Below are 16750 nucleotides of genomic sequence, written 5' to 3'. Positions count from 1 at the left end.
GGGAGTGATATTGTTGGAGTATAGTGAAAAGGTTTTGGAGCATTTTTATTCGCCAAGGAATGTTGGAATTATTCCTTATGCAAATGGTATAGGTGAAGAAGGGGATCCCAATTGTGGCGATATAATGAAGATATATTTATTTGTTGAAGATAATGTGATTAAGGAAGTGAAATTCAAAGCATTTGGTTGCGGATCGGCTATTGCTTCGGCTAGTATTGCAACCGAGCTTATAAAAGGTAAGACTTTAAAAGAAGCATGGAAATTAACTAATAAATCAGTAATTGAAGCGTTAGATGGATTGCCTGCATCAAAGATACATTGTTCAGTATTGGCTGAGCAGTGTATACATAAGGCTATAAATAATTATTTAGTTTCAAGTGGTCTTGAACCTTGGCAAGATAACTATTAATATGTAGTTTTGCTCATATTATTGAAAATTGATTCAGTATGTTCAATAATATGAGCAATTTTTAATTTATGATGAAATTTTACTAGAAAATGTAGAATATATTTTGATTTAATGCAAATTATAGGAACAGAAGTATAACGACGCAATTTTGTGTAAGGTGATGCTATGTATAAAAAGAAAGATTTTATTTTTATGGATGTTTTTGATAATAAAGGTAAAAAGGTTGGATACATAAATGACATTCTCATTGATTGTCACAAAGGAAAAGTAATTGGGTTTAATATTATACCAAAAAGATTTTTTAAAAAGAGCATGAGTGTATTAAAAGAGGATATAGTGTATTACAATAATACAATGGTTATTAGAAAAATTGCTAGATATAAAAGTTTAGGCTTTTCTGAAATCAACAACATGGATGTGATTGACAATAAAGGTAATGTTATTGGAATAGTTGAGGATATTATTTTTGATGAATATACTTTTCAAATTCATGCTATTATTGTGTCAGTGGGTTTTCTTAAACGATTTACGGAGGGGAAAAAAATCATTTTATTAAAAAATATTCTTTTTGGAGAAAGAAATTTATTGAATTTCAATTGTTCAAATATGGTTAATTTTTATTGCAAACTTAAAACAAGCATTTAAACTATTAGGAGAAAATATTATGAAGAAATTAAACATAAAATACAGAACAATTGTATATGTTTTAATTATGTTTTCTATAGTGTTTTGCATAATTCAATTCCAGTTTTTGAGGGGAGTTGCAGAAATAGTTTTTATATCATTTATTATAGCGTATACATTAATGCCTATTCACAAGAAAATGATAGAAAAAGGATTAGGGAATAAATTTTCTGCTTTATGTATAATATTATTATTTATTACTATTTTTTCTTTGTTTTTCGTGATATTAATACCTATGATTACTAGAGAAAGTGTTAACATTAATGATATAATAGAACAAATAGGCAAGTATTTTAATAGACTATGCAACAGTAAAAAATATTTAAGAACAAATAAAATAGTTGGAGTGATTACGGATAAATTATATTCATATGGAAATACGACATTAAAAAAGCTTATGGAATCAATTGTTAATAATGTTATTAAGTTTGGTGAAAGTTTTTTATCATTTCTTGTTGTGCCTATATTTGTCTATTACTTTTTAGTTGATAGAGAAATGATAAGCAATAGATTTATGATGTATTTTCCACGAGAAAGAAGAGGCATAATCAAAAAAATTTTAAAAGATATTGATAAGATATTGAGTAGATATATAATTAGTCAATTTTTATTATGTACATTGATAGGTATATTTACATATTTTGTACTATTGATTGCTGGAGTAAAGTTTGCAGTCATATTGTCTGTTATAAATGGATTTTTTAATATTATTCCTTATTTTGGACCTATAATTGGATGCATACCAGCAATATTGATAGGATTTACTAAGTCGATTAAGACGGGTGTTATAACTTTCTTGGGGCTTTATATAATTCAACAAATAGAAGGTAATATTATTTCACCTAAAATAGTTGGAGAGACTGTAAGTATACACCCATTTATTGTTATTTTACTTTTAATAATAGGTGGAAAAGTGGGCGGCTTTTTAGGAATGGTATTAGCTATTCCAATAGGAGTTACAGTAAAAATAATATATGAAGATATAAACTACTATTTATTTTAAAGATTGAGCTGTGGAGTTAAAAATTAATAATTATTGACATCAATAGTTATTTTTTTTATAATCGAAGTTAAGATTGATACATGAAAAAATATGCAATTTTGCGAATTTGGACTTATCTCATAAGAGACTTTAATAAATGTTAGTATTCAAGAGTTTATCTGATTGAGTGTAGTTTTAGTTTTTTATCGATTTTACAAGACTCCCACTTCTATAAGTGGGAGATTGAAGATTTTGCTTTAGCAAAACGAGTTCACTTATGCGTATTGGAGGCGATTTTGTGGAAAAAATGAGTTTAAATGATATACGTGAATCATATTTGAAGTTTTTTGAAAACAAAGGACATTTAAGGTTAAAGAGTTTTTCACTGGTTCCTAAAAATGATAAAAGTTTATTGCTTATTAATGCCGGTATGGCACCGTTAAAACCATATTTTACGGGACTTCAAGAACCACCAAAAAAAAGGGTTACTACGTGTCAAAAATGTATAAGAACTGGTGATATTGATAATGTTGGTAAGACTTCAAGACATGGTACATTTTTTGAGATGCTTGGAAATTTTTCTTTCGGAGATTATTTCAAAAATGAGATTATTCCATGGGCATGGGAATATGTTACTGAAGTATTGAAAGTGCCTAAAAGCAAATTGTATGTTACAATATATTTAGAAGATGATGAAGCTTACGAAATTTGGAGTAAAAAGACTGATATCGATCCAGCTAGAATATTCAGATTGGGTAAAGAAGATAATTTTTGGGAGCATGGAAATGGACCTTGTGGACCATGTTCAGAAATACACTATGATAAAGGCGAAGGAAAGATAAATAACGTTGAAGAGTTTGTTAAAGCTAGTGAAGAAGATAGAATTGTTGAATTTTGGAATCTTGTGTTTACTCAGTTTAACAAAGAAGAGGATGGAAGTTATTCTGATCTTGAACATCCCAATATAGATACTGGAATGGGATTAGAAAGAATAGCATCAATTATGCAAGGAGTAGAAAGTATTTTTGAAGTGGATACCATAAGAAGTATATTAGATAAAGCTTCAAGTATTTTTAAGCTTCAATATGGAGAGAATGAAAAAAAGGATGTTTCATTGAGAATAATTACAGATCACATAAGAAGTATTACATTTATGATTAGTGATGGTATTCTCCCGTCTAATGAAGGCAGAGGTTACGTTTTAAGACGACTTTTAAGAAGAGCTGCCAGACATGGTAGACTATTAGGTGTAGAAGGAGTTTTTTTGTGTGATCTATGTGATGCTGTTATAGAGAATTCTTCAAATGCTTATCCAGAGTTGAATGAGAAAAAGGATTATATAAAGAAAGTTATAAGATTAGAAGAGCAAAGATTTGCTGAAACTATAGGTGCGGGTTCAGATATACTCAAAGGTTATGTGAAAGATATGGAAATGGAAAAATCAAAAATTCTCTCAGGTGATAAGGTATTCAAGTTGTATGATACTTATGGATTTCCATATGAGCTTACGGAAGAGATACTTGCTGAGAAAGGTTTTGGTATTGACTTAGAAGGCTTCAATAAAGAGATGAAAGAGCAGAGAGAAAGAGCTAGAGCCGCTAGGAGTGAAACCAATTATATGGGAAAAGATGAAAGTATCATTGACAAAGTACCTAGTGATATAGAAACTCATTTTGATGGGTATGATAATATTGAGAGCACTTCACTTATTGTTAAATTAGCAAAGGATGAGGAATTTGTTAATGAGCTAATTGAAGGAGATAAAGGTATACTTATAACCACTAATACTCCTTTTTATGCAGAAATGGGTGGTCAAGTAGGAGACACAGGATATATATATTCTGATGGTTGTAAGGTTAAAGTGTTTGATTGTCAGAAGAATATTGCAGGTAAAATTATTCATTTTGTTGAGATTTTAGAAGGAAAAATATCCATAAATGATGAAGTGAAACTTGTAGTTGAAGAAGATAGAAGAAATTCTATATGTAGAAATCACACAGCTACTCACATGTTACATGAGGCATTAAAAGAGGTTTTAGGTGAGCATGTACAGCAGAAGGGTTCATATGTAGATGAGAAGAGATTAAGATTTGACTTTACTCATTTTTCGGCAATGTCAAAGGAAGAACTTAAAAAGGTTGAATACATTGTGAATAATGCTATTATGAAAGCATATATTGTTAATACTGATGTTATGAGCATTGATGAAGCTAAGGCGAGTGGTGCTGTTGCTTTATTCGATGAAAAATATTCTGAAAAAGTGCGTGTTGTATCTATTGGTGATTTTAGCAAAGAACTGTGTGGGGGTACTCATGTAAAAAACAGTGGTGAAATAGGATTATTTAGAATAGTATCTGAATCAGGAGTTGCATCAGGAATAAGAAGAATTGAGGCACTTACTGGTAACAATGCTATTAACTTTATAGATGAAAAAAGTAAATTGTTATATGAAGTGAGCAGTATATTAAAATGTGCAGAAAAAGATATTGTACACAAAATAAGTATGAAGATTGATGAATTGAAAAATAAAGATAAGGAAATCAATTCTTTGAAGAAGGAACTATCAAAAGGATTAGAAGAGGAATTGTTAAGTAGTGTAAAAGAGATTAATGGTATAAGATTTGTTACTGCTGTTGTTAATGATATTGATGCAAATTCTCTGAGGGATTTAGCTGATAAGGTAAGAGATAAACTTAAATCAGGTGTTGTAGTTTTAGGTAGTGCTAATGGGGCTAAGGTTGTGTTTATAGCAATGGCAACTAAGGATGTTGTGTCTAAGGGAATTCATTGTGGAAATTTAGTTAAGGAAGCTGCTCTTGTAACAGGAGGCGGTGGTGGTGGAAGACCAGACATGGCACAAGCTGGAGGTAAAAATATAGATAAAATTAGTGATGCTATCACCAAAGTTGAAGAATTAATTGCTTCAATGACTAAATAATAAAAATCTGTTATTAAAGCTTTATTTGTGATACAATTGTATAAGAAGTGAGTGTTAAAATTTACGAGGTGGTATGTTATGGTAGATAACCAAAATACTGTTCAATTTGATGCTTTAAAGAATAAGAAGGATTTGACAAAAGTTATTCTTAATGAGGTATATGAAGCTCTATTAGAGAAGGGATATAACCCGGTTAACCAATTAGTAGGCTATTTTATATCTGGAGATCCAACATACATTACTAATTTTAATGGTGCAAGAGCACTAATTAGAAAATTAGAAAGAGATGAAATATTGGAGGAAGTTTTGAAGCACTATTTGAACATAAAATAAAAATGCCCCTAGGGGCATTTTTATTTCTAAATAGAGAAAAATATTAAGGAGCATTATTATGAGAATATTAGGATTGGATGTGGGTGACAAAACTATAGGAGTTGCTTTGAGTGATCCTTTGGGATTTACAGCACAGGGAATTACTACTATTAGAAGAAGAAAAGAAGATTATGATATAAATGAAGTAAAAAAAATATGTATGGAGTATGATGTTGATAAAATTGTTTGTGGATTGCCTAAAAATATGAATGGCTCAATAGGAAACCAAGGAGAAAAAGTATTAGAGTTTTGCGAAAAAGTTAAGGAAATTATTGATTTACCTATAATAATGTGGGACGAGAGGTTAACTACGGTTGCAGCACATAAAGCAATGCTTGAAGCGGATATTTCAAGGAAAAAGAGAAAAAAAATTGTTGATAAAATAGCTGCGACATATATTTTACAAGGATATCTTGATAGTTTACATTAAGGAGGAAATATTATGGAAAATGTTGTATTATATGACGAAATGGGAAATGAAGTTGAATTTGAGGTTGTTACTAAGCTAGAAATTGAAGATAATGAGTACTTTATTGTTGTTCCATTAGAAAGATTAGAAAATGAAGATGGTGAAGCAATTGCATTAAAGGTAGATAAAGATGATAAAGGTGAGGAAGTTCTTACTGTTGTAGATGATGATGATGAATTTAATATGGTAGCAGAGGCATATGAAATCTTATTTTCAGAGTAATATGTTATGAGTTGCTGGATGCTAGGCATTAGGTGCTAGGTACTAGGATGGAAAAGAAGGTACTGCGAATTCGGTATTAGGTACTAGGAATAAGGTATCGGTGCAGACTTTCTTAAGTGAATAAACTAGTAGAGTTGCTTACTTAAAGTATGTTTTTTTACTAATTTGTGTGGTTAAGAAAGTCTGCACTGGCATCTATATTTGCATGCTTTATATATACAATAATTATAATAAGTTGGAAAAGGGTAATGATTATCAATTGACAAAACCACTCTTTATATATTAAACTAGTACATATGTTTTATATGCATGTATTGGATAAATTGTATGAAATGAGGTATTGAAATGTCAAAAATTTCACTCGATAGAATTAATGAATTAAAGGAAATATTAAAGAATAGAGGATATAAACTTACTCCTCAGAGGAGAGCAATTATAAACGGAATAATAGATAGTGTAGGAACACATCTTACTGCTGAAGAATTATATGATGTAGTAAAAAAGAAATGTCCTGAAATTGGATTGGCTACGATTTACAGAACACTCCAATTGTTGGAAGATACCGGAATTGTGTGTAAATTAGATTTTGATGATGGATGTAGCAGATATGAATTGGCTAATGATAATGAAAAACATCAGCATCATCACCTTATTTGTAGTAAGTGTGGAAAGGTTATAGAGGTTGAAGGTGATCTGCTAGGTGAATTGGAAAAGTTAATTGAACAAAAATATAATTTTGATATTCAAGACCATAGCTTAAAATTTTATGGTATTTGTGAAGAGTGTAGAAAAAAATAATTTGAAATAATAAAATTGAGGAGGGTTGCATTTTGAGACGAGATAAGGAAAAAATCAAAATAATTCCGTTAGGTGGACTTAATGAGATAGGAAAGAATTTGACAGCTTTTGAATATAAAAACGAAATTATTGTTATTGATTGTGGACTTAAGTTTCCTGATGATGAAATGCTAGGAATAGATGTTGTAATTCCAGACATTAGTTATTTGTTAAAAAATCAAGATAAAGTGAAAGGTATATTTTTGACGCATGGTCACGAGGATCATATTGGTGCACTTCCATATATACTTAAACAGTTGAATGTCCCTGTATATGGTACAAAATTGACACTAGGTATAGTGGAAACTAAGCTTAGAGAACATGGACTATTAAGTTCTACTAAACTTAGATGTGTTAGACCAAAAGATGTAGTAAAATTAGAGAATTTGTCTGTGGAATTTATTAGAATAAGTCATAGTATTGCAGATTCGGTTGCTATTGCTATACATACTCCAATTGGAATAATACTTCATACTGGAGATTTCAAAATAGATTTTACACCTATTGATGGTTGTGTTGCCGATTTAACAAGATTTGCAGAACTAGGTAAAAAAGGTGTAATTGCAATGTTAGCAGATAGTACAAATGTAGAGAGAAAAGGTTATACTATGTCTGAAAGTACGGTTGGAGAGGCATTTGAAAATATATTTTCTCAAGCAAAGGGAAGGATTATTGTAGCAACATTTGCTTCGAATGTTCATAGGATTCAACAGATAATCATGGCTGCTGAAAAATTTGAGAGAAAGGTAGCTGTTTCTGGTAGAAGTATGGAAAATATAGTTGCTGTTGCAACTGAACTAGGATATTTAAATGTTAAAGATGGAATTCTTATCGGAATTGAGGATATAAATAGATATCCAGATGACAAAATAGTTATTATTACTACTGGAAGTCAAGGTGAGCCAATGTCTGCGCTTTCTAGGATGGCAGCATCTGAACATAAAAAAGTAAATATTGAAAAAGGTGATATGGTTATTATTTCGGCTACACCAATACCCGGTAATGAAAAATTTGTATTTAAGGTTATAAATCAGTTGTTTAAAAAGGGTGCTGAAGTAATATATGAATCGCTTGCGGATGTTCATGTTTCAGGTCATGCTTGTCAAGAAGAATTAAAACTTATGCATACTTTAGTAAAACCGAAGTTTTTCATGCCAGTTCATGGTGAGTATAGGCATTTAAAACAACATGCAGAATTGGCTATTAAGCTTGGTTTACCTGAAGAGAATGTAGTAATTGCAAATAATGGAGAAGTGATTGAAGTTAGCAGAGATTCGATACGAAAGAATGGTACTATAATAGCAGGACATGTTTTTGTTGATGGACTTGGAGTTGGAGATGTTGGAAATATAGTATTAAGAGATAGAAGACATTTATCACAAGATGGAATTTTAACTGTTGTAGTTACTATAGAAAAAGAAACAGGTAAAGTTGTTGCAGGTCCTGATATTATTTCAAGGGGATTTGTGTATGTTAGAGAATCTGAGGACTTAATTGATGAAGCTAAGGAAAAGGTTAGAAATGTTCTTAAAGAATGTGAGGCAAAGCATATTAAAGAATGGGCAACAATAAAGTCTAGTGTAAAAGATGTACTTAGAATGTTTTTATATGAAAAAACAAAGAGAAATCCAATGATACTTCCAATCATTGTTGAGGTTTAATTGTGTTTTTTATCGTAAAAAACATTAAACTTTCAAAACATTAGTAAATGATTTGACTTTTTATGAATGTAATATTAGAATTAAGTAGGATTATTGAAGATTGGATACTTAAAGTGTCCAATCTTTTTATAAATATATATTGGAAACTATGGAGGAATTTAAATGACTAATTTTACAAGGAATGATATTAGAAATATAGCTATAATTGCACACGTTGACCATGGTAAAACAACTCTTGTTGATGCTATGTTAAAACAAAGCAATGTATTTAGAGAAAATGAAAAAATTGAAGAGAGAATTATGGATTCTAATGATTTAGAAAAAGAAAGAGGTATTACTATACTTTCTAAAAATACATCGGTATTTCATAATGGTATAAAAATAAATATAATTGATACACCAGGACATGCTGATTTTGGTGGAGAAGTTGAGCGTGTTTTAAAAATGGTTGATAGCGTTCTATTAATTGTGGATGCTTATGAAGGTGCTATGCCTCAGACTAAGTTTGTTTTAAAAAAAGCATTGGAATTGGAATTGAAACCAATAGTTGTAATCAACAAAATAGATAGAAAAGATAGTAGGCCTGGAGAGGTTATAGACGAAATATTTGATTTGTTTGTTGAATTAGGTGCAAATGATGAACAATTGGATTTCCCTATTGTGTACTGTTCTGCAAAGCAAGGAATAGCTAAAAAAGAATTAGATGATGATAGCGATAATATGAATCCTTTATTTGATGTAATAATTAAGCATGTTAAAGCACCAGAAGGAGAATTAGATAAACCATTTCAGCTGCTTATTTCAAGCATTGATTATAATAATTTTGTTGGTAAAATAGGAATAGGTAAGATTGAAAGAGGAAAATTGAGTAAAAATCAACAGGTTGCTTTGATAAGAAAAGATGGACAAATTAATAATGTAAGAGTTTCAAATTTGTTTGTGTTTGATGGATTAAAAAGGGTTGAAACAGATGAAGCTATTTTGGGAGATATTGTTGCAGTATCAGGTATACCTGATATCAATATTGGAGAAACTCTTGCTGATAAAGAAAATCCAGAGGCTTTGCCTTTTGTAGAAATTGATGAACCTACTTTGACAATGAATTTTATGGTAAACAATTCTCCATTTGCTGGTCAAGATGGTGAATATGTAACATCAAGACATTTGAGAGATAGATTATTAAAAGAACTAGAAACTAACGTAAGTTTGAGGGTTGAAGAAACTGATTCACCTGATTGCTTAAAAGTAAGTGGAAGGGGTGAATTACATCTTTCTATACTCATTGAAACAATGAGAAGGGAAGGATATGAATTTCAAGTTTCAAAGCCAAGTGTTATATATAAATATGAAGATGGAAAAAAACTTGAACCAATGGAATATCTTACAATTGATGTTCCAGAAGAATTTATGGGAGTTGTTATGGAAAAACTAGGTCCAAGAAAAGCTGAAATGATTAATATGACTTCAGCAGTAAATGGATATGTAAGGCTTGAATTTAACATACCTTCTAGGGGACTTATTGGTTTTAGAAATGAATTCATGACTGATACAAAAGGTAATGGAATAATGAATCATGTTTTAGAAGGGTATGAAAAATATAAAGGAGAAATACCAGAAAGAAGCAGAGGTTCTTTAGTAGCTTTTGAAACAGGAACTGCAATTACTTATGGTTTGTTTAATGCACAAGAAAGAGGTACTCTTTTTATACTTCCAGGTACAGAAGTTTATGAAGGTATGATAGTTGGTGAAAATTCAAGAACAGGGGATATTGAAGTAAATGTTTGTAAGAAAAAACATCTAACTAATACTAGATCTTCTGGTGCTGATGATGCACTTAAATTAGTACCGGCAAAACAAATGAGTTTAGAACAATGTTTAGAGTTTATAGCATCAGATGAATTAGTTGAAATAACTCCTAAAAATATTAGAATGAGAAAGAGGATTCTTGATACTTCGCAGAGAAAGAAACAATTAAACAGAAAAAGGTAAATTTGGTTCTTTGGTTTAGGGGGATACTATGAAAAAAGGTATTATTATGGTATTATGTGTAGTTTTTATAGTCTGTATGGGTGCTTTGTATGTAAATATTGAGTGTAATAAAGCTATTACCGATCCATTAAAAATAACTAAAGAATTAACAGTGAAAGTCGATAGACATGAGGGGTTATATAGTGTATTAAACAGGCTCTATAAAGAAAAAAAAATAATTAATCCATTCTTTATAAAGTATTGTATTAAGAAAAATAATATAAATACAGAAATAAAACAGGGTGAACATAAAATTTCACCACATACAGACTTGGTGGGGATGATTAAAACATTAAATGAAAGTGTTGACCTAAAGGAAGATATAAAGGTGACTATTAAGGAAGGGTATGACATTGAAGATATTGCAGAAGTTTTAGATGATAAGGGAGTAATAAGTAAGGAAAAATTTCTAGAATGTTGTAGAAATTATAAACTTCCTCAATACATAAAAAAGGATTCTAAAAGAAGATATGCTCTAGAGGGCTTTTTGTTTCCAGATACTTATAGATTTAAAGCAAATACAGATGGAAATATTATCATTTCTACAATGCTGAAACGATTTGAGTATGTTATAAGTGATATTTATGCCCATGGTAAAATTAATTATGATAAATTGGATAAAATAATAACTATAGCTTCAATTATTGAAAAAGAAGTAAGAGTACCGGAAGAGAGAGCTAAGGTTTCTTCAGTAATATACAACAGATTAAAGAAAAATATGCTTATTCAGTGTGATCCGACGGTATTGTATGCTTTGGGTAAACATAAAGAAAAAGTTTTATATAAAGACCTAGAGGTTGATTCCCCTTATAATACCTATAAGTATAAAGGACTACCTGCAGGTCCTATCTGTAATCCTGGTAAAGCTTCTATATTAGCGGCAATTAATCCAGATAACACTAAATATATTTATTTTGTTTCTAACAATGATGGCACTCATTTTTTTACAGATAACTACAATGAATTTTTAAGGGTTAAAAAGGTTACTCAAGGATTTTAGCATGGAGGAAAATTTATGAGTGGAATAATGTACGACTACATGGAGAAATATATAAGAAGTTTGATACCTGAAAATAAGGGAGTATTAAGAGAAATAGAAGAATATGCAAAAGAAAACAATGTTCCTATAGTTCAAAAAGAAACGGCAAATTTCTTAGAATTGATGATACATTTAAAAAAACCAAAAAGGATACTAGAACTTGGGACTGCAATAGGTTACTCAGCTATATTGATGCATACTGCATCAAACTGCAGTAATAAAATAGTTACGATTGAAAGAGATTCCAACATGATATGTAAAGCAAAGGAAAATATAAAAAGATTTAATTTTGAAGAAAATATAAAGATTGTTGAGGGAGAATGTTTAGATGCATTACATGAGTTATCAGAGAATAGTGCTGGTGACTTTGATATGATTTTTATGGATGCAGGTAAGGGACATTATAATCATTTTTTACCGTATTGTCTTGAATTGTTAAGTAATGATGGTGTAATAATTGCTGATAATGTTCTATTTAGGGGTATGGTTGCTTCAAGGGAATTGCTTAAGAGAAGAAAGATAACTATAGTTAAGAGAATGAAGAATTATTTAGAGATTGTTTCAGATAAGCAAAAATTTATTACTACGGTTATACCTATGGGAGATGGAATTGCGGTAACTGTGAGGAGGAATTCAGATGAATAAGCCAGAGATTTTGTCACCAGCTGGAAATTTAGAGAAGTTAAAGGCAGCGATTAATTTTGGAGCAGATGCTGTTTATTTAGGTGGAAACAGGCTAAATTTAAGAGCTTTTGCAGATAACTTTACAGATGAAAAACTTGAAGAAGGAATTAAATATGCGCATGACAGAGGAAAAAAAGTTTATGTAACATTAAATGTCTTTCCTCATAATGAAGATATGATAGGTTTGGAAGAGTATCTTATTAAGCTGTATAATATGGGAGTAGATGCTATAATTGTGTCTGATCCAGGTATTATAATGACCGCTAGGGAGGTTGTGCCTGAACTTGAACTCCATTTAAGTACTCAAGCAAATTGTGTAAACTGGAAATCAGCCCTTTATTGGCATAGACAAGGTATAAAGAGGATTGTATTGGCTAGAGAATTGTCTCTTGAAGAAATAATAGAACTGAGAAAAAAACTTCCTATGACATGTGAAATTGAAGCATTTGTTCATGGTGCAATGTGTGTTTCTTATTCCGGTAGATGTTTACTTTCAAATTATTTAACAGGAAGAGATTCAAATAGAGGTCAATGTGCTCAACCATGCAGATATAAATATTATATTATGGAAGAAAAGAGAGAAGGGGAGTATTTCCCAATATTTGAAGATGAGAGAGGCACTTATATAATGAATTCTAAGGATATGTGCATGATTGAACATATTCCAGAGTTAGTTAAAGCAGGTGTTAGTTCTTTTAAAATTGAGGGAAGAATGAAAAGTGTATTTTATGTTGCATCTGTCACGAAGGCGTATAGGCAGGCATTAGATGCTTATTTAGAGGATCCAGTTAATTATAAATTTCAACAAAAGTGGATGGATTACTTGATGAAGCCGAGTCATAGAAAGTATTTTACAGGATTCTATTTTAATGAAGATAATAAACAGGTTTTAGAATCATCAGCTTACGAAAGACAATATGATATAGTTGGAACAGTAGTTGATTATGATGAAACAGAAAACAGGGTGACAATAGAACAAAGAAATAAGGTATGGGATTCACAAGAAGTTGAGGTTTTAAGACCTGAAGGAGACAATGTGATTGTAACTTTGAATGATATGCGCAATGATAATGGCGAAAAAATAGAATCTGCACCAGCTGCTCAAATGATTTTTACGGCAGTTGTAGATAAAAAGCTAGAGAAAAATGATATTATTATAGTGAAAAAGGAGGACAAATAATAATGAAGCGTCCAGTAATAATAGGTATCACTGGTGGTTCTGGATCAGGTAAAAGTACAATTTCAAGGGCGATATTTGAGAAATTTGATGATGAATGTATAGCTACAATTGAAATGGATTCATATTATAAAGATCAAAGTCAACTTACATTTGAAGAGAGAGTTAAAACAAATTATGACCACCCTGATGCATTTGATACAGATTTATTGATAGAACATATTGAGGCATTATCAAATGGACAAGCGATTAATAAACCTATTTATGATTTCGAGATACATAATAGGAAAAAAGAGACGATACTTGTACAACCGAGGGATATTATAATTGTTGAGGGAATTCTAGTGCTTGAAGATGAAAAATTAAGAAATCTTATGGATATAAAAATATTTGTGGATACGGATCCAGATGTGAGATTTATTAGGAGACTAGTTAGAGATATTAAAGAAAGAGGAAGAACGGTTCAATCAGTTATTGATCAATACTTAAATGTAGTTAGACCAATGCATATGCAATTTACAGAACCAACTAAAAGATATGCTGATCTTATTATTCCAGAAGGTGGACATAATAAGGTTGCTATAGATGTAATAACAGCAAACATAAAGCACATTCTTCAAAATTGATAATATTTGAATAAACAACCTCATTTTGGCAATAATTAAGCTGAGTGAGGTGTTTTTTATGTATAAGTACTATAAATCTAAGCATATAACGTTTTACAAAGATAAATTATCAAAAAAGAGAATAGTTTCAATTGGTATTTTGCTATCCATTATATTTTTCGCATTAATTTTAAGATATAGTTATATATGTATGTATCGTGGAGATAAATTAGCAGCGATGGCTCAATCTCAATATTGCTATGAAGAAAACATTGAAAACTTAAATTATAGAGTATTTGATACAAATGGTAAAGAACTAATTGAACATTATTTTAAATATTATGCTGTTATTGATCCTATGTTTTACTTGAAATATAATTCTAATAAAAACGCAGATGAAATTAAAGATATAAAAAGAGCACTAATAAAATGTAATGCTGATTATAAATTGCCTGACGAAATAAATAATGTTTGTATAAAAAATAAAATTTATTATGAAATAGATGAAAATACATATAAGAAAATCATTAATATTAGTGGACTGGAGAGAATAAAAGGATTTTATGTATATAGGAATTCGATTGCCAAGAGTGATAAAGCTTGGAATATTATTAATATGTTAACAAGAAAATTTGATAGTAGAACTGGTAAACCTAAAAAGCAGTATTGCCTTGAAATGTATATTGAGGATAAAGTTGCGAAAAATAAGTTTACAGAAATTAAAATTATGAACGATATATATAATGATAAATATAATAACAAAATTGTCATGCCGAGTGATAACATTAATGTGAAATTGACTTTAGACAAAAATATTCAAGATAGCATAAAAAGAATAATATCTAATAAAAAATACGATAAATATGAAGAAATTAGCGTAGTGCTTATGGAAGCTAAAACTGGGAAAATAAAAGCATTAACTCAAAGGGATGATTCTAAGCCCAATCTAAATTTAGGTGTTGCGTCAAATCATGGATATTTTCCAGGGTCGATTTTTAAAGTTATAGTAGAAGAGGCTGGATTGGATTTGGGTATAATTTCAAAGCATGATGTATATGAGTATACAGATGCAAAAAGTAGGTCTAGTGAAAAAAAGAATATGACAGTTGAGAAGGCATTTATTACTTCTTCAAATGATGTTTTCTATCAAATAGGTGAAGAAGTTGGATTTGATAATATTTATAGATATGCTTATAAACAGGGATTATTAAATACTGTATTGAATTTGTATGATGAACAAAATGGTAATTTTGAAGTTATAGAAAATAATATTACTGTTGATCAAGTTAGACAAGCAGCTATAGGACAAAAGATTAGAATTACTCCTGTAGAGGCTCTGAGTATACCTAGTACTGTTGTTAATAATGGTATATATGTTCGTCCTTACATTATTGAAGGATTTGTTGATAGTAATAATAATTATATTGAAAAAGAACATTCGATTAAAAGAAGAGTAATGAAAAAATCAACTGCAAAAATTTTAAAAGAACAAATGCAGCAAGTTGTAAATTCGCACTTTGGAACCGGTAGGAATGCTAAAATAAGTGGAATTAATATGGGAGGTAAGACAGGGACAACGGAGTATTATGAAATAGATGACCATAATAAAAGGCAGAAATATTCTGATGGATGGTTTGTTGGATTTTTCGAACATAATAAGAAAATATATTCTATGGTTGTTTTGGTTAGAAAAATAAATATAAATACTGAAGAAGCTAGTAACACTGCAGTGCCTATTTTTAAAGAGATTGTTGAAGAATTGATAAAATCAAAATATGTTTAATGTTTACATGATTATGCACATTTTTGATTTAAAAGTCATATTATAATAATAAGCACTGTTAGGAGGAACTACTTTGATATTCATTGAATATTTACTTGGACTTATTGGTAATATGACTTTTTTAACAGCATATGTAACTAGCAATAATTCTTTTCCGCAGCCACTTAGTGAAAAAGAAGAAAAGTATTATCTTAATAAACTTAATGAAGGGGATTTATTAGCTAAAAGTGTACTTGTTGAAAGAAATTTAAGGTTGGTTGCACATATTGTAAAAAAATATTCTTTTTCTAACAAAGATATAGATGACCTTATTTCAATAGGAACCGTTGGATTGATAAAAGCTATAGATTCATTTGATAGCAAAAAGGGGACTAGGTTAGCTACTTATGCTGCAAGATGTATTGAAAATGAGATACTTATGCTTATTAGAAACAATAAGAAAACGAGAGGAGAGGTATATCTTCAAGATCCAATAGGAATCGATAAAGAGGGTAATGAAATTTCACTTATGGATGTTTTAAGTAGTGAAGAGGATTCTATAGTTGAGATTGTTGAAAATAAGATTCAAATTAAAAAGCTTTACGATAAAATAAATACTTCATTGCAAGAAAGAGAGAAATCAATAATTCAAATGAGATATGGACTTTTAGATGGTAAACCGAAAACTCAGAGAGAAATAGCAAAATTATTAGGTATTTCTAGATCTTATGTATCGAGAATAGAAAAAAGAGCATTGAAAAAATTGCAAAAGGAATTAAGCTGTACGAAAATTTTACCTAATAATAAATGTAAAGATAAATAGTAAGTTTTACAAGGATTACCATTATGCGATTGATAAAACATATAAACGTATGAGCATA

The 16750-nt window shown here is 30.0% G+C and carries 16 protein-coding genes; all 16 read left to right on the top strand.

Annotated features, from left to right (window positions below):
• The first annotated feature begins 13 nt into the window (after positions 1 to 13).
• Positions 14 to 409: a Fe-S cluster assembly scaffold protein NifU gene (gene nifU, locus CLTEP_RS01745; protein ID WP_066821620.1), complete on the top strand. Its 396-nt coding sequence runs from the start codon at positions 14 to 16 to the stop codon at positions 407 to 409.
• A 165-nt stretch (positions 410 to 574) separates the two neighbouring features.
• Positions 575 to 1054 carry a PRC-barrel domain-containing protein gene (locus CLTEP_RS01740; RefSeq protein WP_066821618.1) on the top strand — a complete coding sequence of 160 codons (480 nt, stop codon included), beginning with the start codon at positions 575 to 577 and terminating at the stop codon, positions 1052 to 1054.
• A gap of 19 nt (positions 1055 to 1073) precedes the next feature.
• On the top strand, positions 1074 to 2096 hold the full coding sequence (locus CLTEP_RS01735; protein ID WP_066821615.1) for an AI-2E family transporter: 1023 nt from the start codon (positions 1074 to 1076) through the stop codon (positions 2094 to 2096).
• 277 nt (positions 2097 to 2373) lie between these two features.
• Positions 2374 to 5013 carry an alanine--tRNA ligase gene (alaS, locus tag CLTEP_RS01730; protein ID WP_066821612.1) on the top strand — a complete coding sequence of 880 codons (2640 nt, stop codon included), beginning with the start codon at positions 2374 to 2376 and terminating at the stop codon, positions 5011 to 5013.
• A 78-nt stretch (positions 5014 to 5091) separates the two neighbouring features.
• Positions 5092 to 5346, top strand: a complete 255-nt coding sequence (locus tag CLTEP_RS01725; RefSeq protein WP_066821609.1) for an IreB family regulatory phosphoprotein — start codon at positions 5092 to 5094, stop codon at positions 5344 to 5346.
• Between the two features lie 58 nt (positions 5347 to 5404).
• Positions 5405 to 5815, top strand: coding sequence for a Holliday junction resolvase RuvX (gene ruvX / locus CLTEP_RS01720; protein ID WP_066821605.1), 411 nt, complete (start codon positions 5405 to 5407; stop codon positions 5813 to 5815).
• A gap of 12 nt (positions 5816 to 5827) precedes the next feature.
• A complete protein-coding gene (locus tag CLTEP_RS01715) occupies positions 5828 to 6076 on the top strand; it encodes a DUF1292 domain-containing protein (RefSeq protein ID WP_066821602.1) in 249 nt (82 codons plus the stop codon).
• Positions 6077 to 6421: 345 nt separating this feature from the next.
• Positions 6422 to 6874: a Fur family transcriptional regulator gene (locus tag CLTEP_RS01710; protein WP_066821599.1), complete on the top strand. Its 453-nt coding sequence runs from the start codon at positions 6422 to 6424 to the stop codon at positions 6872 to 6874.
• A 32-nt stretch (positions 6875 to 6906) separates the two neighbouring features.
• A complete protein-coding gene (locus tag CLTEP_RS01705) occupies positions 6907 to 8574 on the top strand; it encodes a ribonuclease J (RefSeq protein WP_066821597.1) in 1668 nt (555 codons plus the stop codon).
• 162 nt (positions 8575 to 8736) lie between these two features.
• Positions 8737 to 10563 (top strand): translational GTPase TypA, encoded by a 1827-nt coding sequence (gene typA / locus CLTEP_RS01700; protein WP_066821594.1) that lies wholly within the window; start codon positions 8737 to 8739, stop codon positions 10561 to 10563.
• 28 nt (positions 10564 to 10591) lie between these two features.
• The gene (gene mltG, locus CLTEP_RS01695) at positions 10592 to 11602 is read left to right on the top strand and encodes an endolytic transglycosylase MltG (RefSeq protein ID WP_066821591.1); all 1011 of its coding nucleotides are present in this window, start codon (positions 10592 to 10594) and stop codon (positions 11600 to 11602) included.
• A 15-nt stretch (positions 11603 to 11617) separates the two neighbouring features.
• Positions 11618 to 12286 carry an O-methyltransferase gene (locus tag CLTEP_RS01690; RefSeq protein WP_066821587.1) on the top strand — a complete coding sequence of 223 codons (669 nt, stop codon included), beginning with the start codon at positions 11618 to 11620 and terminating at the stop codon, positions 12284 to 12286.
• The gene (locus CLTEP_RS01685) at positions 12279 to 13505 is read left to right on the top strand and encodes a peptidase U32 family protein (RefSeq protein WP_066821577.1); all 1227 of its coding nucleotides are present in this window, start codon (positions 12279 to 12281) and stop codon (positions 13503 to 13505) included. Before CLTEP_RS01690 ends, CLTEP_RS01685 begins: the two co-directional genes overlap by 8 nt.
• Before the next feature lie 2 nt (positions 13506 to 13507).
• A complete protein-coding gene (gene udk / locus CLTEP_RS01680; RefSeq protein ID WP_066821574.1) occupies positions 13508 to 14128 on the top strand; it encodes a uridine kinase in 621 nt (206 codons plus the stop codon).
• Positions 14129 to 14186: 58 nt separating this feature from the next.
• Positions 14187 to 15890: a penicillin-binding transpeptidase domain-containing protein gene (locus tag CLTEP_RS01675; protein ID WP_066821571.1), complete on the top strand. Its 1704-nt coding sequence runs from the start codon at positions 14187 to 14189 to the stop codon at positions 15888 to 15890.
• A 73-nt stretch (positions 15891 to 15963) separates the two neighbouring features.
• Complete coding sequence (gene sigK, locus CLTEP_RS01670) at positions 15964 to 16692, top strand: RNA polymerase sporulation sigma factor SigK (RefSeq protein WP_084364520.1); 729 nt, start codon at positions 15964 to 15966, stop codon at positions 16690 to 16692.
• The last annotated feature ends 58 nt before the right edge of the window (positions 16693 to 16750 follow it).

This window comes from Clostridium tepidiprofundi DSM 19306 (assembly GCF_001594005.1).
Lineage (GTDB): Bacteria > Bacillota > Clostridia > Clostridiales > Clostridiaceae > Clostridium_AC > Clostridium_AC tepidiprofundi.
Note: the sequence above shows the minus strand (reverse complement) of the source record. Positions and strands in the feature narration are given on the sequence as shown.